Annotated in this window: 18 protein-coding genes; 10 read left to right on the top strand and 8 right to left on the bottom strand. The window is 71.5% G+C overall.

Annotated elements, in window-relative coordinates:
- The first annotated feature begins 21 nt into the window (after positions 1-21).
- Positions 22-1464: a type VII secretion integral membrane protein EccD gene (eccD, locus tag QSK26_RS00720; RefSeq protein WP_285772940.1), complete on the top strand. Its 1443-nt coding sequence runs from the start codon at positions 22-24 to the stop codon at positions 1462-1464.
- Positions 1465-1508: 44 nt separating this feature from the next.
- On the opposite strand, the gene QSK26_RS00715 is transcribed toward eccD, so the two are convergent.
- From QSK26_RS00715 to QSK26_RS00700, 4 genes are read right to left on the bottom strand one after another with little or no spacing between them, the layout of a single operon-like run.
- Entirely contained in the window at positions 1509-1874 is a 366-nt protein-coding gene (locus QSK26_RS00715) for a YbaB/EbfC family nucleoid-associated protein (RefSeq protein WP_285772939.1), read from the bottom strand.
- A gap of 2 nt (positions 1875-1876) precedes the next feature.
- Complete coding sequence (locus QSK26_RS00710; RefSeq protein ID WP_285772938.1) at positions 1877-2266, bottom strand: YbaB/EbfC family nucleoid-associated protein; 390 nt, start codon at positions 2264-2266, stop codon at positions 1877-1879.
- Entirely contained in the window at positions 2263-3225 is a 963-nt protein-coding gene (locus QSK26_RS00705) for a hypothetical protein (protein ID WP_285772937.1), read from the bottom strand. Before QSK26_RS00705 ends, QSK26_RS00710 begins: the two co-directional genes overlap by 4 nt.
- Positions 3225-3506 (bottom strand): hypothetical protein, encoded by a 282-nt coding sequence (locus QSK26_RS00700; protein ID WP_285772936.1) that lies wholly within the window; start codon positions 3504-3506, stop codon positions 3225-3227. The genes QSK26_RS00705 and QSK26_RS00700 overlap by 1 nt, the downstream gene beginning before the upstream one ends.
- A gap of 731 nt (positions 3507-4237) precedes the next feature.
- On the opposite strand from QSK26_RS00700, the gene QSK26_RS00695 reads away from it, so the two are divergent.
- On the top strand, positions 4238-4681 hold the full coding sequence (locus QSK26_RS00695) for a YbaB/EbfC family nucleoid-associated protein (protein WP_285772935.1): 444 nt from the start codon (positions 4238-4240) through the stop codon (positions 4679-4681).
- Here the strand turns inward: QSK26_RS00695 and QSK26_RS00690 are convergent.
- Positions 4678-5310 (bottom strand): hypothetical protein, encoded by a 633-nt coding sequence (locus tag QSK26_RS00690; RefSeq protein ID WP_285772934.1) that lies wholly within the window; start codon positions 5308-5310, stop codon positions 4678-4680. The two genes, QSK26_RS00695 and QSK26_RS00690, sit on opposite strands and share 4 nt — an antisense overlap.
- A gap of 135 nt (positions 5311-5445) precedes the next feature.
- Positions 5446-7278 (bottom strand): ICP22 family protein, encoded by a 1833-nt coding sequence (locus QSK26_RS00685; RefSeq protein ID WP_285772933.1) that lies wholly within the window; start codon positions 7276-7278, stop codon positions 5446-5448.
- Between the two features lie 369 nt (positions 7279-7647).
- Between QSK26_RS00685 and QSK26_RS00680 the strand changes: the two genes are divergently transcribed.
- From QSK26_RS00680 to QSK26_RS00645, 8 genes are all read left to right on the top strand, one after another.
- On the top strand, positions 7648-7974 hold the full coding sequence (locus QSK26_RS00680) for a WXG100 family type VII secretion target (protein WP_285772932.1): 327 nt from the start codon (positions 7648-7650) through the stop codon (positions 7972-7974).
- A gap of 20 nt (positions 7975-7994) precedes the next feature.
- On the top strand, positions 7995-8297 hold the full coding sequence (locus tag QSK26_RS00675) for a WXG100 family type VII secretion target (RefSeq protein WP_285772931.1): 303 nt from the start codon (positions 7995-7997) through the stop codon (positions 8295-8297).
- A gap of 85 nt (positions 8298-8382) precedes the next feature.
- Positions 8383-8811, top strand: coding sequence for a hypothetical protein (locus QSK26_RS00670; RefSeq protein ID WP_285772930.1), 429 nt, complete (start codon positions 8383-8385; stop codon positions 8809-8811).
- Positions 8812-8827: 16 nt separating this feature from the next.
- Positions 8828-10207 (top strand): WXG100 family type VII secretion target, encoded by a 1380-nt coding sequence (locus QSK26_RS00665; RefSeq protein ID WP_285772929.1) that lies wholly within the window; start codon positions 8828-8830, stop codon positions 10205-10207.
- A 27-nt stretch (positions 10208-10234) separates the two neighbouring features.
- On the top strand, positions 10235-10696 hold the full coding sequence (locus QSK26_RS00660; RefSeq protein ID WP_285772928.1) for a hypothetical protein: 462 nt from the start codon (positions 10235-10237) through the stop codon (positions 10694-10696).
- Between the two features lie 11 nt (positions 10697-10707).
- Positions 10708-12108 (top strand): hypothetical protein, encoded by a 1401-nt coding sequence (locus QSK26_RS00655; RefSeq protein ID WP_285772927.1) that lies wholly within the window; start codon positions 10708-10710, stop codon positions 12106-12108.
- A 123-nt stretch (positions 12109-12231) separates the two neighbouring features.
- Positions 12232-13488: a hypothetical protein gene (locus QSK26_RS00650; RefSeq protein WP_285772926.1), complete on the top strand. Its 1257-nt coding sequence runs from the start codon at positions 12232-12234 to the stop codon at positions 13486-13488.
- A gap of 6 nt (positions 13489-13494) precedes the next feature.
- Positions 13495-14295: a hypothetical protein gene (locus tag QSK26_RS00645; RefSeq protein ID WP_285772925.1), complete on the top strand. Its 801-nt coding sequence runs from the start codon at positions 13495-13497 to the stop codon at positions 14293-14295.
- Positions 14296-14346: 51 nt separating this feature from the next.
- On the opposite strand, the gene QSK26_RS00640 is transcribed toward QSK26_RS00645, so the two are convergent.
- Positions 14347-15483 (bottom strand): transglycosylase SLT domain-containing protein, encoded by a 1137-nt coding sequence (locus QSK26_RS00640; protein ID WP_285772924.1) that lies wholly within the window; start codon positions 15481-15483, stop codon positions 14347-14349.
- Positions 15480-15788 (bottom strand): hypothetical protein, encoded by a 309-nt coding sequence (locus QSK26_RS00635; protein WP_285772923.1) that lies wholly within the window; start codon positions 15786-15788, stop codon positions 15480-15482. Before QSK26_RS00635 ends, QSK26_RS00640 begins: the two co-directional genes overlap by 4 nt.
- Between the last annotated feature and the right edge of the window lie 13 nt (positions 15789-15801).

Below are 15801 nucleotides of genomic sequence, written 5' to 3'. Positions count from 1 at the left end.
CTTGGGGGGATGACGGTGGGAATGGTGAGGCAAGCGCCTCCTGTCCAGGGATCCGCGCCGCAGGGGGCGTTGCCGCAGGCCGTCCCGTTGCCGGAGCTGTGCCACGTCACGGTCGTCGCGCCGCGCAGACGCGCCGATCTCAGCCTGCCCGGCGACATCCCGCTGCCGCACGTGCTGCCCGGCCTGCTGCGCGCGCTGGGCGAGGCGGACGGGGAGCACACCTCCGGGCCCGGCTGGGTGCTCCAGCGGGTCGGCGGCGCCCCCATGGACCTCAGCCAGAGCCTCGGCGCCCTCGGCGTGCTCGACGGCGAGGTGCTCTACCTCCGCCCGCGCGAGGCCGTCATCCCGCCCGCCATGTACGACGACCTGGCCGACGTCGTCGCCGACGGGGTACGGGACGGGGCCGGGTGGAGCAGGGAGCACACCCGGCTGCTCGGCACCGGGGTGGCGGTCGTCCTGCTCGTCACCGGGGCCGCCGGGCTGCTGCTGAGCGGGCTTCCCGGAGGCCCCGCCGCCGTGGCCGCGGGCGTCTTCGCGCTGCTGCTGCTCGGCGTGGCAGGGGCGCTCTCCCGGGCGATGGGCGACTCCGCGGCGGGCGCCCTCATCGGCTACGCCGCCCTGCCGTACGGCTTCCTCACGGGGCTGTTCGTGCCCGCGGGCGGGGACGTGGCGGGCACGACCGGGCTCGGCGCGCCGCACCTGCTGGCCGCGTTCGCCTGCGGGGCGCTGGTGGCCACGCTGGCCGGGGTGCTCGTCGCGGACGGCGTGCCGGCCTTCCTGGGGACCGCCATCGCCGCGGTGACCGGGGTGGCGGGGAGCGCCGTGGTGATGGTGTCCGGGGCGTCGGGGGCCGGGGTGGCGGCGGTCGCGGTGACGATCCTGCTGGCCCTCAGCCCGGTCATCCCCTCCCTGTCCTTCAAGCTCGCCCGGATGCCGATGCCCGCGCTGCCCACCAACGCGGAGGAGCTGCGCAACGACAACCAGCGCCTGGACAGCAGCGGCATCCTGGAACAGGCCAGGCAGGCGCAGCGCTACGCCACCGGCGTGATCATCGGCATCTCGATGACGGCACTCGTCGCACAGGTGTGCCTGGTGCTGGAGGGCGGGCCGATGGCCCTCAGCATGTCGGCCGTCGTGTCGCTGGTCCTGATCATCCGCACCCGGGTCTTCGCCGGGCTCGGCCAGCGGCTGTGGCTGACCGGCAGCGGGGTGGCCGGGCTCGTCATGCTCGCGGCCAAGCTCGCCTCGGCCGGCGGGATCGTCCCGGTGATCGCCGTGGGCATCGTGCTGTTCTGGGTGGCGATGATCACCCTGGGCCTCAGCATCAAGCCGCCCGCGGGCAACACGTCGCCGTTCTGGGGACGCGCGGCGGACATCATCGACATCACGCTGATCGTGGCGCTCTTCCCGCTGGCGCTCGGCGTGCTCGACCTGTACGCCTGGATCCGCGGCCTCTCCGGCTGACCCTCCCGGCGACCTCGGCCGGGCCATGGCGGGCCCGGCCGCGGTCAGAAGCCGGAGCGCTCCCGGAAGTCCCGCCGGGCGTCGCCGAGCATGTCCCGCAGGCTCGGCCCGTCGCCGATCCGCATGTCCCCCATCATCTCGTCCTTGGCCGCCGCCGCCGCTGCCTCCGCGGCGTGCACGGCGGCCACGATGGCCTCCCCGAGCCGGGCGCTGTCCAGCCGCTCCTTGGCCCGCCGGCTGACGTCCAGTCCGAGCAGGGTGCCGAAGGAGTCCGCGGTCGCCACCACCTCGCCCTCCTCGGCCCCGCCGGTGAACGTCCGCTCGGTCCACGCCGCGACCAGCTCCTCCATCCGCGCGGACGCGGTGGAGAGCTGGGCCATCAGCGTTTCGAGCTCGTGGGCGTCGTCCATGCTCATTCCCCTCGCAGCATCGCCTCGATGTACGGCGCCAGCGGATCGTGCCCGGCGTCCACCCGGCTGCGAGGGTCGATCATCTCCTCCATCGCCTCCGCCAGACGCTCACCCATGGCGGCGCGCGCCGCGCCCACGGCCTCGACGGCGGCTGCGGCGACGGCCGTGTGGTCCAGGTCGCGCATCGCCCGCGGATCGATGGCCACGCCGAGCAGCCGCCCGGCGCCGGTCACCCGGGCGGTCACCCGGCCGGACGCGTCGGAGCCGGTGAACTCCTCGGTGCTGAGCTCGCGCAGCGTCTCGGTGTAGGCGCCCATCCACGCGTCGGCCTCGCGCAGCAGCCCCTCGGCGTCGCCCTCGCGGCCTTCGTTGAAAGCGTCGGTGTGGTTCACATGTGGTCCCCGGCGGAGGGGCCGGTCGCGGGCGCGGCATTCGGCGCCGGCACCCAGTAGTCGCGGATCGTGGAACGTTCCGCCAACTCGGGATCCAGGTCGAGATTGCGCGGCCCCCGCGCCGGATCGCCGCCCCGGTAGAAGGAGGCCCGCAGCTCGTACAGCTTCATCTCCAGCTTGTTGAGGTCGCCTTCATAGGCGTTGTACACGTCGGCGAACTCCTTGATGAGCTTGCCCACGAAGCCCCCGAACGCGCCCGCCTCCGCGATGAACGCGGCCATGCCCATGGGGTGGGCCCGCATCTTCGCCAGCGCCGAGAGGATCGGGGCGGTCGCGGCGTAGACCGTGAAGATCCACAGGTCGTAGTCCACGACCTCCTTGCGCAGATGGTTCATCGTGTCGCTCATGTCGCGGGCGACCGAGCTGAGCTGGGGGAAAAGCTTGTCCTGCACGAATCTTACGTGATAGCCGGTCTGCTGGGCGGCGTGGCCGGTCCAGTGCGGATTGACGTCGTTGAACCAGGTCATCCACACGTCGTTGCTGTTGCCCGCGACCGCGCCGGACAGCTCCTTCCAGGTGTCCCGCCGGGCGATGAACAGCCACGGGTTGCCGACGTTCAGCGTGGCCAGCACGTCAAGCGCGAGCACGACCGCCATCCCGGACAGGCCGAGGGCGCCGCGGATCTGCATCCGCGGCCCGTTCAACGCCTGGAAGAACTGCTTGAAGAACCCCGGGTCGGGCCGGGCGCCGGGAGGCGGCGGCGCGGCCCGTCCGGGCGCGCCGCCCGCCACCCGGGGGTTGCCGACCTGGCCGCCCGGTGAGCCGCCGCCCGGCCCGCCCGCGTTGCCCGGCGGGCCGCCGGTCCAGCCGCCGGGCGGTGGGGGGACCGGCCTCCCGTTCTGCCATACCTGGTACCTGGACGCATCGGGCTCGTACGGCCCCGCGCCGGAGTTCGCCATCACGCTCCTTTCAAGGGCTGCAGACGGCTGACGCCGGTCATGTTGGCGATCTCGCTCGCGTCGTAGTTCTCAGCCGCCCTGACCATGGTCCCGCCGTCGGACCGCAGCGAGTCGCCGAGGATGGCCGCGCTGTCCCCCCAGGTCCGGCTGACGGAGTTGAGCCGGTTGACGTAGGGGAGGCCGACCAGGGGGATGCCGCCCACCGGAGCGAGGTTCCAGCCCTCGAACTCCGGGCTGGAGCCCTTCAGCGCGTGCAGGGCGGTGGCCGAGTCGTCCAGCACGCCGCCGTACATCCTCAGCTTGTCCGTGTGGACCTGATAGCCGGACGGTCCCGCCGACCCCGGCGCCGGTGCGGGGGCCGGGGAGGAGGGCGCGGGGCGGTGCGGAGCCGACGGGGCCGGGGTGGCGAAGGGCAGGCACGGGCCGGGCGGCGGGCACCTCGGGGCGTGCGGGCACGGGCTCAGGATCGGGGGGGCCGGTGCATGGGGCGGGGGGCCGCCCGGCGTGCCGGTCGGGGCAGGCGAGGGCGAAGGGGAGGGCGAGCCTCCTGGCGTCGGTGATCCGGACCCTCCCGGCGAGGGCGAGCCGCCCGGCGTCGGTGAGCCGGGATCCCCCGGGGTGGGGGAGCCGCCCGGGGTCGGGGAGCCGCTCGGCGGCGGGGTGGGCGACCCGCTCGGTTCGGGGGTCCCCGAGCCGGAGGGGGACGGGCTCGGTCCCGCGGTGGGCGAGCCGCCGGGTGTCGGTGTCTGCGTCGTGGACGACGGCACGGGATCGGGCACGCGATCCTACTTATCACCCTCAAATGGGGCTTTGGCGTGCATGAATGGACATTTGTCGAGGTGTAGACATTCATTCACTGGGGCTTCAGGTGCAGGACACTGAGCGATCGGAACCGGTTCACGCCGCGAACGAATCCGGATCGCCGGTGATCACCCGCGTTGCGGTGGTATGCGCCTAGGGCTAGCTTGCTACGCATGTGTCCTAATGATGTTCGTGTGAAGGGATGTGGCCGGTGAGGGAGTTCGGGGACTTCGCGAACATCGACATCGACAAACTGCTCCGCGGGGCGGAGGTCCAGTTCGCCAAGGCCGAGGAGGTCCAGCAGAGCCTCGCCGGGCTCGTCGGCCGCGCCGAGGACGAGGACGGGCTGGTCAGCGTCGAGTACGCCGGAGGCGGGCTGCGCGACCTCACCCTGCACGCCAAGGCGATGCGGCTCAGCTCCGGAGAGCTCGCCGAGAAGATCAAGCAGGTGATCCAGGAGGCGACCGAGGATCTGCAACGCCAGATCAACGAGCTCATGGGCGACGTCTACGGCGAGGAGGACAACCCGATGAAGCTCGTCAACGACCCGGAGGCGGCGCTGGGCCAGATCAAGGAGGCGGAGGCGGCCTACAACCGCACCTTCGAGGACGTGATGGGCGAGCTCGACCGCATCCGCCGCCGCCTCGACCTCTAAGCCTTCTCCTCCTTCGCCCGGTCGGTCTCCTGGCCGTAGAAGGAGCCCTTGTCGTCACCGGTCGGCAGATTGCCGATGAGCACCTGCTTGAAGTCGGGGACCCTCTCGCCGGTCGGCGACGCCGAGTCGTCGAGCCGTCCCTTGAGGAGCTGTGCCAGCAGCATGCCGCCGGTGGTGACGATACCGGCGGCCATGGCGAAGCTCTTCACGTTCTTCCCGGTGATCGTTTTCAGGGTTCCCCGGAACGCCTCGGTGACCACGGACTTGAAGGTGGCCGCCGGTATGGCCCCTCCGGGCACCACCGCCGCCGACATGGCCCCGATCGCGCACTTCAGCAGGACGCCCGCGCCGATGACGCCGACGATGGCGGCGACGAAGGAGAGCAGCGCCAGGCAGTCGAGGGCGCCGCCCATGGCGTCGTTGATGCGCTTGTTGTCGCCGAGCTCGGAGGTGAACTTCTTGGCCACGGCGGCGAACTCGGTGCGGCCCAGCTCCCTCCAGAAGCTCTCCGGCAGCTTCTCGATCTCCTGGACGAAGACGGCGACCTCGTCGAGCATCTCGTTCAGGGCGCGCGAGGACTCCGCGGCGGTCCGGATGTCGCTCGGGCTGGAGAACAGGACGCCGAGCAACGTGAACGCGAACCGGGTGGAGACGGAGATCCACGGTGTGACCGGGGGAGCGCGCCGGCGGACGTGGTCGTCGCCATCGCGGCGGTGTAAAGGGACGTTCCCGTGTCATAGGCGTGCATGTCAGGTTCAGCCCTTTCAGTTCGGCTTGGGGGTGCTGGCCTCGTCGGCCGCCCGCACGACCTTCGCCCCTTGGTTCAACTGCCTGTCCCAGGCCGCGAGGGAGGCCCGGGCGGCATGGAGGTACTGGACCGCCTGGTCGCGGGCGGCCCGGTGCGCGGGGCCGAACGACGCGAGGCCGATGACTCCGAAGCCGGGGAATCCCACGTCGATGTGCTGGGTCGCGTTCTGCGCCCGGTCCACCGCGTCACCGGCGCCCGACTCGACCTTCTTGCCGAGATCGGTCATCGCCTTCCAGTCCGCGTTGCGCCAGCCGCCGGCCACCTGCCCCGCCGCGAGCGTCTGCTCCCGGGTGAGAGGCTTCTGCCGGTCACCGCCGCCCCCGCCGCCCCCGCCGGAGCCCGTGCCGTCTCCCTTGCCCTTGTCGTCCGCGCCGCCCGCGCCGGGACCTCCCGCGCCGGGGCCGCCTCCTCCCGACGGTATCCCGCCACCCCCGCCGGCACCGGCCTCGTCTTCGGCTTTGTCGGCGTCGTCCTTCTTGTCCCCGGCCTTGTCCGGGTCCTCGGCTCCGGGGGCACCGGGCATCCCGGCACCACCCGCCCCTGCCGGGTCCTCGGCGCCGGGATCCTCGGCTCCGGGATCTTCGGCCTCGGGATCGTCGGCACCTCCGGGCATGCCGGGGTCGCCGGGTACACCGGGATCCTCCGCATCGGGATCTTCGGTCTCTGGGTCGCCGGTCCCCGGGTCGCCGGTTCCGGGATCCTCGGTTCCCGGGTCTCCGGCTTCGGGATCCTCGCTTCCCGGGTCTCCGGGCGTTTCCGGATCTTCGGGATCCTCCGGGACCGACGGGTCGCCGGGGTCACCCGAGTCACCCGGATCGTTTGTGTCGGGGTCGTCGGGGTCGTCGGGGTCGTCGGGGTCCGCTGGATCCGCCGGGTCCGCCGGGTCCGCCGGATCTGCGGGGTCTGCCGGATCTGCGGGGTCTGCCGGGTCGTCGGGGTTGCCGCCGGGACTGCCGGGGTTGTCGCCGGGGTCGTTCGGCGGGTCGGTGTCGTCGTCCGGATCGTCGGCCGGAGGCTGCTGGGGCTGTTCGGGGGCCGGGTCCGGTTGCTGGGGCTGGGGTTGTTCGGGGGCCGGTTGCTGGGGGGCGGGGTCGGCCGGCGGGTCCTGCTGGCCGGGCTCGACGGGGGTGGGCGACGTGGTTTCGAGGGGGATGCCGCCCTGGTCGGTGTCCGGCTGGTCGGTACCCCCGCCGTCCTGCCCGCCGGAGGCGTCCTGGCCACCCGAGGTGTCCTGGCCGCCCGAAAGGTCCGTACCGGCGGAGGTGTCGCCGTCGTCCTGGTGGTCGCCGTTGGCGTCGTTCCACGGGGGATCGCCCTTGGCGGCCGTCGGGTCGATCCAGCCCGGCGTGCCGTCCGAGAGGTCCGCGATCTCGGTGGGCTGGTCGGCCCCACCCGAGTCGGCCCCACCCGAGTCGGCCCCACCCGAGTCGGTGCCGCCCGCGTCGGCTCGGCCGGAGTCGGTGCCGCCCGCGTTGGGCCCGGTTCCACCGGTGCCGGTTCCCGGTCCGGAGTCCGCACCCTGCCCGGGGCCGGTGTCGGTCCCGCGCCCCCCGGCATCCGCGCCGGCGGGCGTTCCGGGGGCCGCCGTCGAGGCAGGGTCTGGGGGTACGGCGGGATTCGGGTCGGCCGCTGCCAGGGAGGTGTCCTGGCCGTTGGGCGTGACAGCGCGTCCCTCGTCCATGCTGCCGAGGCCAAGGGCGCCGTAGTCGATGGCGTTCAGCTCCACGCTGCCGCCCGAGGGGGTCCCGCCCCAGTTGAGCAGTTCGTCGATGCTCGGTCGCTCGGCCAAAACCGGGCCTCCGTCCCCCCGCTTTTCGTGACGACAGGGTAGTCCAACTGCGATGATCTACCCTAGTAAGGGAGGAACCACATTATTTCCACACGGAGCGGGACACCGGTCGCTGAGCGTACACATCGCGACTGAAGACGGGCGAAGTATAAGCCGCCTACCTGCATGTTTTCCGATTGGTCGGACAAGCGTTAGCTCTTCGTGATACATACTTGTTAGGTATGTTGCCGTAGCTAGCTACTGTGATATCTGCACACGTATGTGGTACTACTGCCGTTCTGTCCACTTGGACGGCGTCATGGCCACGTAGGTGGCGTCAGGCGCAGTGCTACGGCACAGGAAGCATGGCCTACGTAACGGAGGTGGCCCGTGACTGAGTTCTTCGGTGCGAAACCGGAGCAGATTACCCAGGGAGCGCAGCTCGTTGAGGACACTGCGCAGTATGTGGAAGGTCTCCGCAAGGGTGTCCAGACCCTGACCTCGGAGTTGACCAGCGCGGGCTGGCTGGGCTCGGCTTCGGCCAAGTTCGTGCAGGCCATGGTCAAGTGGGATGAGCAGGCGATGATCGTGCGCCGTGACCTGGAGACGATCGCCAAGAACATGGGCGACAACGTCATCGTCTACCGCGCGACCGAGGCGGACGTCCAGTCCGGCATGAACCGCGTCGACTCGCTCATCAACAGCCCGGTCGCCTAACTAGTCGCTGAGGAGCTGACATGTCGGAGCATGTGAAGGTCAATTTCGGCGCCATGGAGGAGACCCAGATCGGGCTTCTCAACGTCGTCACCGCCATGGACAAGGCGACGGACGACCTCATCACCCAGCTCAAGGTCGTGCTGGGCGACGAGGCATGGCAGGGTGGCGCGGCTGAGTTCTTTGAGCAGCACCGTGTGAAGTGGAACGCGGCCGAGGCCGAGATGGGCCGTCAGCTGGGCGAGGCGGCGAGGGCCCTGGGCGTCGCCAACGAGAACTACCGGGCGGCCGAGGCGCGTAACAAGGCGATCTGGGCCACTCACTAAGGCTCGCAGATCACATGGCCCTCTCGGTCGTCGTTTCCGCGATGGCCGAGATGGCCTGTCTTCGGGGACTCCCTGAGGGAGAGGCATGACCAGCAGAGACGCGATGTACGGCGGCGGCGAGGCCGTCCCGCTGGATCCCGACTGGCCCGGCCTGACCGGCGCGGGCGCGACCTCGGAGTTCGACGCAGGCCGGATGAGAGACGTCGCGGGCCGGCTCCAGAAGTTCGTCGACGCCCTCAACGGCCCGGGCGCCGCGGAGGGCTACACCACGGGGACGCTGGCGAGCCTGCGGGATCACGCCGTCCTCAGCGAGCAGCACCTCGGCACCTGGCAGGCGCCGAGCGCCCTGGCGAAGAGCGTCGGCTCGGGCTCCGGGCCCCGGGAGGACAGGGGTTACGCACTCTCGACGGTCTACGGCATGCTCGCGGCCCGCTGCCAGGATGTCGTCAACGAGCTCTACCGGCAGGCGGACGAGTACGAGCGCGCCCACGCCAAGAGCCACGTGAACTCGTGAGCCGAGGAAGGCCATCGTGAGCAGTGACGAGCGAGTTCTGGTCATCCGCGACCCGAGCGACCAGCCCCAGCCGGGCGACGGCGGCGCGACCCGTGAGCAGATCGAGCAGTGGGTGAACAGCACGGCGCCCTACATGGTGCAGGACGCCGGCTTCGCTTACATGCACGCCACCCAGAAGATCAACGACCTCTGCGACGGCCTGATGGCGCAGGCGTCGGCGCTGAGCGAGTTCTGGGACGGCGACGCCGCGACGGAGACCCAGCAGGTGCTGCGCATGCTGCACGCCACCGGCACCGAGCTGTCCGGCAAGATGGACATGATGTCGTCCGCCCTCGGCCGGCACGCCCAGAGCCTCTTCCAGGCGGGCAACGACCTCGCGACCGCCGAGGACGACGAGGGGGCCCGCAGGGTCTTCCGCGACCTCAACGACAAGATCACCGAGGTCTACCAGCTCTACGTGCCGCAGACCGTCTCCTACGTGCTGCCGAAGCCCCTGCCGCAGGAGTCGTACGACTACCGGACCGCCCAGGGCCCGAACGGGAACGACTTCTACGGCGGCGACCGGCCGACCTTCGCCACCACGTCGTACGAGGGTGGCGGCTCGTCGCCCTGGCCGTCCGGTTCGGACGGCGCCGGATCCGGCGCGGGCTCCGGCGGTACCGGCTCCGGCGCCGGCCCCGGGGCGAACGGCCCGGGGAGCGCCGGCTCGGACGCCTCCGGCACGCAGGACCCCGGCGGCTCCCGTCCGGACGGTCCCGGCTCCGGCGGCCCGGGTGCGGACGGCGGCACGGACGCCCCCGGCTCCGGCGGCCCGGGTGCGGACGGCGCCCAGAACGGGTCCGATCAACCGCTTCCCGGCGGCCAGGACCAGCCCGGCACCGGGGGCGACTCCGGAGATCCGGGCACCGGGCAGGACGGCGGCACGGCCCCGGCGGTGATCGGCGGCGCCGAGCCCGACGCCCCGGCGTCCCCGGGCGACCCGTGGCGCACCGAGGTCGCGAGCGTGCCCGCCACGATCTCCGCCGCCCCCGCCCTCCCGGCGCCCGCGCCGAGCCTGCCCGCCACCGGCGGCGGCCCGGCTCTGAACGGGCAGTCCTTCGGCGCCCCCGGCGTCCTGTGGGGCGGCGGCGGGCCGAACAGCGTGCCGGGGGCCCCGAACGGCGGAGGTACGGGCGTCCCCACCGCGACCGGCGGCCCGAACGGCGCGTCGGGCGGGGTAGCCGCGGCGGCCGCGATGGAACGGGCCGCGGCGGGCGGGTCGATGATGTCACCGCTCCTGCACCCGGGCGGCTCCGCGGGCGAGGCGGAAGAGCAGCAGGAACGCCGCACCTGGCTGAACGAGGACCGCGGCACCTGGAAGCCCGGCCAGACGGGGTCACCTTCCGTCATCCGCTGACCGGTTGGAGAGCTAGGGGGACATGGCATGGCGATCAACCTCGACAAGGATTGGCCCGGCCTGGAGCAGGACGACGCAGGCGGTCCCGACTTCGACCAGGAGGAGATCAGGCGGATCGCGGGCGAGCTGGCGAAGGTGCTGGAGAAGCTGACCACGCCCACGCAGCCGCCGGCGACCCAGTCCGTCTCCGGGATCGGCGTCGACGAGCCGCCGCCGCCGCTGCCGCCGGACGCGGGGTCGCTGCCGGACGTGCGGCTCCAGTGCGCGATCAGCGACGCCCTCGGCGAGTGGATGACGGCCCAGCAGTTCGGCACCGCGATCAGCACCGCCTACTCGGTGCTCATCGGCGAGAACGGGAACAACAGCGGGCTGTACGCGGCCCTCACCCAGCAGTTCGAGGCCGCCAATGACGCCGTGGGCGACATTGCGAGGAACTACAACGGCGCGGAGGTGGTCAACCAGGACGGGACCACCACCATGCAGGTCTGAGGGCCGACGACGTGGCAGAGACGAACTCCCAGCCGCTCGCCTTCAACAGCGGGCCGCTGATGACCGACGCACTCCCGACCACCATGTTCACCAACAACCTGGAGCAGATCAAGAAGTGGCTGGACAACGCCTCGCCGGACACGGTGCGGCGGGCGGGGCAGTACTACGTCGCCGCGCACGACCTGCTCTACCGGACCTCGGCTGAGCTGAAGGCGAAGGCGACGGAGCTGGCGGAGCACCTGGGCGGGCCTGTGGGCGTCACCACCCAGCGGCAGTTGCAAGCCCTGGACGCCAGCATGCGGGAACTCGCCGACAAGATGCGGGACGTCGGGGTGCCGTTGCAGAAGTACGCGGACAACCTGGCGTGGGGCCAGCGGAACCTCGTGGAGAAGCGCTTTGAGGACTCGCGGTCCGACCACGACACCGACTGGGCGGACTGGACCCCCTTCTGGGGGATGTACCGGGCGGAGAAAAGGGCGACCGACCACTTCGAGAAGGTCAACGACGAGATCGTGAGGATCTACGCCGAACTGCCCACCGAGGTCCAGTCCGCGCTGCCGACCCCGGTCGAGATGCCCATGCCCGACTACCGCTCGCCCGGCCTCCCCGACTTCGGCGCGCCCCCGGCTGCCTCGGGCACCGGCCTGCCCGGTGACGGCTCGGACGCCTGGGACCGCTCCGACTTCGCGAACGCCGGCGACCCGTCCGCGTCCGGCCCCGGCTCGCTCGACCCGGACGGCCTGAACCCCGGCGGCCTCAATCCCGGCGGCCTCGATCCGGACGGCCTGAACCCCGGCGGCCTCGACCCGGACGGTCTCAATCCCGGCGGCCAGGATCCGAACGGTCTCGATCCGAACGGCCCGAACCCCGGCGGCCTCAATCCCGGCGGACTGGACCCGAACGGGCTGAACCCCGGCGGCCTGAACCCCGGCGGCCTCGACGCGAACGGCACCTCCCTGCCGGGCATGTCCGGGAAGGGCGTCGACGACACAGCACTGGCCGGCCTGAACGACGCGAACGCCCTGCCGGCCTCCGGCATCCGCGGCGCGGACTTCAACCCCGCCGCTTCCGGCTACGGCGGCTCGCCGTACGGCGGTTCGGGGTACGGCTCCACCGGTTACGCCAGCCCGGGCGTCCTGGGGTCCGGCGGCGGCGGGGCGGGCGGTGGGGTGTCGTCCGGCGGCGTCCTGCGGGCGGCCGACGCCGCCGCGGCGGCCGCGCGCGGCGCGAGCGGCATGGGCGTCGCGCCGTCGTACCTGGCCGGTGCCCCCGCCACGGCCGGCGGCCACGAAGAGCAGCACGAGGAGCACAACAGCACGCTCCTGGAGGACGACGACGTGTGGGGCGGCGGCGGGGACCACATCCCCTCGATAATCTCCAGCCAGACGGCGAAACGCCGGTCCGATGCCTGATCGCCGCGCCGCCGGACAGCCGAATCCGCCCGGCGGCGCCGGCGTGTACGGCGAGCGCGGCACAGGTCCCGGCCTGACGACGAAGAGGGCGGAAATGGCGGAAATGGCGGAGAGGAACGGACAATGAGTGAACCGACCGGCGCCGCGAACGCCTCCTCCCAGACCGGTAATCCCTACCAGGCACTCCAGGGCGGCTACCAGATGCCCGGCATGTCCGGCATCTCGGGCATAGCGGGTATGTCGGGGGTCGCCGGCGAGAAGCCGGACGTCGAATACAGAGAGGGCAAGATCCAGGCTCTCGGCGACAACTACGGCAAGCTGGCGCCCGGGGTGCAGGTCGTCTCCGACCAGACCAAGGGCATCGACATCCCCTTCCCCTCGTTCGGGGTCGTGGGACTCGGGCTCAACGGCGTCCACGCCGAGGCACGGCGCGGCGCGGCGAGCGCGCTCGACGCGGCCAGGGGGGCGCTGGAGTCGTGGCAGCGCGCACTCAGGGCGACCGAGAAGTCCTACGCCGAGGCGGAGGAGAAGAACGGCGGCGGCGACGGAGGTGGGACGGGCGGTGGCAACCCCTTCAACGTCGGGGCTCCCGACCTCTCCGGCCTCAACGGCGGGATGCCGAAGATCGACTCGGCCGGGTTCAAGAACCCGGATCTGAGCGGTCTGGACCCGAACGGTCCCGGCATCAAGGGCCCGGATCTGAGCGGCCTGGATCCCGACGGTCCGGACATCAAGAACCCGGATCTGGACGGCCTGGATCCCGACGGTCCGGACATCAAGAACCCGGATCTGGACGGCCTGGATCCCGACGGTCCGGACATCAAGAACCCGGATCTGGACGGCCTGGACCCGAACGGCCCGGACATCAAGAACCCGGATCTGAGCGGTCTGAACCCGAACGTGCCCGACCCGAACACCAACGTCCCCGGCTTCGACTCGGATGGCCTGAGGACCAGCCTGGACGGGCTGAACGACCGGCTCTCCGGCATGAACGACCCGCTCAAGACCGACCTTTCGGAGTTCGACCCGAGCAAGATGCCGGGGTACGACCCGAGCAAGGTGCCCGGCCTCGACCCGAACAGGATCGGGGCGCCGGGGACGAACGTCCCGGCCTCCTGGACCGGCCAGCCCGGCACCGACACCCTGACCAGGGGCGGCGGTACGGGCGGCGTCATGCCACCGGAAGGGACCGGCGCCCTGAGAGCGGCGAGTGGCGTGAACGGCCTCAACGGCATGCCGATGATGCCGATGATGCCCGGCATGGGCGGCGCCCCGAACGAGGGGCGCGAGAACGAGTCCTCCATCCCCCTGCACGAGCGCGAAGAGGTCTGGATGGACGACGAGGACATCGCCCCGCCCGTGCTCGGCATGGAGGCGTGATCCGGCATGGCCTATGAGAACGACAGGCACCTGTACGAGGCCGCGATCACGGCGAGCGTCGTCGCCGCGGGCGTGCTCAGGGCACCGAAGGCGCTGGAGATCCCGCTGCTGATGGCCACCATGTACTCCGATCCGGGCGCCATGTCGAAGGCGGCCGCGGAGTGGGCCGCTCCGGCCGTCCGCGAGAGGCTCGTCGACCTGAAGAACGTCGTCACGACACTGGTGACCGACGCGGAGAAGAAGAAGGACTGGGGCGGGAAGGACGACGGCAACTTCCAGTTGTTCCGCACGAACTCCGAGACCTTCACCAAGGAGATCGACAAGCTCATCGCCTGCCGGGACGGCGCGGGGCAGTGCCTGGACCAGACCGCGGGCGTCTATCACTGCGGGGCACAGATCTGCTCCGCCGTGGGCGGGTGGATGACCGCCCTGCTCACGCTCAACCTGACCGGCCGGTTCCTGCCGCCGCCGATGCAGACCGCGGTGACGATCGCCACCTACAAGACGCTCAACGCGGTGCACAACGTGCTCAGCGCCATCGTCAAGAAGAAGAAGACGGCCGTCTACGTCGTCCTCGGCATCGTCGGACCGCTGGCTTACTCCCAGATGTCCTCGGCGCGGCTCTTCTGGGGTCTGACGTCCTTCCCGGGTGAGGACAAGGCGGGCGACTTCCAGCAGACCGAGCTGAAGTCCCGGGACGGCCAGCTCACCAACCCCAACCAGCCCAAAACGGACCTCGCAGGCGGACTCGGCGGGCTCGGCGGCGGTGGCATGATGGGCGGCGCTCTCGTCCCCGGCGTGATCTGATCGGGCCGGGCCGGGCCGGGCGCGCGCCCGGCCCGGCCGTGCCGGGGGCGGTCAGTAGCCGCGGTAGCCGGTGCCCGTCTTCATGCCGACGACGCCCGGCACCTCCGAGACCGAGCCGTAGCGGCCGACGGCGTAGGCCACGCCCGCGACGATGTTGTCCACCGGGTGGTAGATGCTGGCGTTGCCCGGCAGGAAGTCCTGCGGGTTGCCGCCGAAGGCGCGGTCGAGCGCGCTGGTGAAGGTGGGGTCGATGGTCTGCATCAGTCCTTTGGACGGATGCCCGGCCGCCGCGTTGGAGTCCCAGGTGTTGATCGCGTTCGGGTTGCCGCCGGACTCGTGCTTGATGATCATGTAGATGTCGTTCGGGTTCATCTTCTCCAGCGGGTACTTCTCCGGGTCGCGCTCGTGCAGGATCCTGATCGCCTCGTCGATCCACTCCTTGAGCCTGCCGGTGGGCGCCGGGCCGCCGCCGGGCGGGGGCGGGCCGCTCGGCCCGTAGCCGCCGAAGCCGCCGCCGCCGTCGGTCTGCTGCGCGGCGCCGCGCGAGTCCTGCCCGTAGCCGGGGACCCGCTCCCAGTCGAGGGGCTTGCTCGGCTCCGGGGTGAACCTGCCCTCGCCGGGCGCGGGGATGTCCCTGAAGGTGATCGCCCGCTCGCTCAGGTGCTTCTTCAGATCCTTGACCGCCTGGGTGACGGCCTCGTCGGCCTTCTTGAGCTGCTCGCGGGCGTCGCTGGTGGCCCGGCCGACCGACGCGCTGATCCCCTGCGCCAGCTGGTCCGCCGTGCTCCTGGGGTTCTCCGCGCAGTAGGTGTTCCAGGTGGAGACGAGGTTGTCCACCAGGGTCCGCACGTTCGTCTCGGCGGCGTCGAGCACGCCGGCCGCCCTGGTGAGCGAGGACGCGCAGGCGTAGAGCGCGTCGTTCAGCGCGTCGCCCGCCTTGCCGTACTTGACCATGTAGTCGCCGAAGGCGTCGGCGGCGGCGCCCTGCCAGGCGGCGTTCACCGTGGTCACCGCGGAGCCGAGCGCGAAGGTGTGCTCCTGGACCTTGTCCGCGGTGCCGGTCCAGCGCTTGACGACCGCGTCGATCGAGCTCTTGCTGCCGTCGACCTTCCCGGCGATGCCGACGAGTTCCTCGCTGCCCGGGACGATGACGGCGAGCGGCCCGCGTTCGCCGCTCCGGTCGGTCATGACCGGCTTCCCGCGTAGGTCTGCTCGGTGGCCCGGTTGACGCCGCGCAGGTTCCCCTCGACGTCGTCCAGCGCGCGCTCGACGCCGCGCAGCTTGGTCGCGACCGCGCCGAGCTCGCTGTCGAGGGTCTTCTCGACGTCGTCGATCGCCTGGGCGAGCGTGCTCGCGTCGGTCAGCCTCCCGAACATGGTGGAGTCCGCGGACGCCGCCGGATGGGCGGCGCCGAGCTCGGTGAAGTCGCCGGCCACTTTCCGCGCGGTCGTGCGGCACTGGTCGAGCGCGTCAAAGTAGATGTCGACGGCCACCTGACTGGTTCCT

The organism is Microtetraspora sp. NBRC 13810 (assembly GCF_030268685.1).
Taxonomy (GTDB): Bacteria; Actinomycetota; Actinomycetes; order Streptosporangiales; family Streptosporangiaceae; genus BSRQ01.
The sequence above is the reverse complement of the archived record's forward strand: the minus strand, read 5'-3'. Positions and strand labels throughout refer to the sequence as shown.

Bases quoted from the DNA above. Each gene is read 5' to 3' on its own strand.
- eccD (WP_285772940.1), top strand. From the start codon at position 22: ATGGTGAGGCAAGCGCCTCCTGTCCAGGGATCCGCGCCGCAGGGGGCG.
- QSK26_RS00715 (WP_285772939.1), bottom strand. From the start codon at position 1,874: ATGGACGACGCCCACGAGCTCGAAACGCTGATGGCCCAGCTCTCCACC.
- QSK26_RS00705 (WP_285772937.1), bottom strand. From the start codon at position 3,225: ATGGCGAACTCCGGCGCGGGGCCGTACGAGCCCGATGCGTCCAGGTAC.
- QSK26_RS00675 (WP_285772931.1), top strand. From the start codon at position 7,995: ATGTCGGAGCATGTGAAGGTCAATTTCGGCGCCATGGAGGAGACCCAG.
- QSK26_RS00670 (WP_285772930.1), top strand. From the start codon at position 8,383: ATGACCAGCAGAGACGCGATGTACGGCGGCGGCGAGGCCGTCCCGCTG.
- QSK26_RS00660 (WP_285772928.1), top strand. From the start codon at position 10,235: ATGGCGATCAACCTCGACAAGGATTGGCCCGGCCTGGAGCAGGACGAC.
- QSK26_RS00650 (WP_285772926.1), top strand. From the start codon at position 12,232: ATGAGTGAACCGACCGGCGCCGCGAACGCCTCCTCCCAGACCGGTAAT.
- QSK26_RS00645 (WP_285772925.1), top strand. From the start codon at position 13,495: ATGGCCTATGAGAACGACAGGCACCTGTACGAGGCCGCGATCACGGCG.
- QSK26_RS00640 (WP_285772924.1), bottom strand. From the start codon at position 15,483: ATGACCGACCGGAGCGGCGAACGCGGGCCGCTCGCCGTCATCGTCCCG.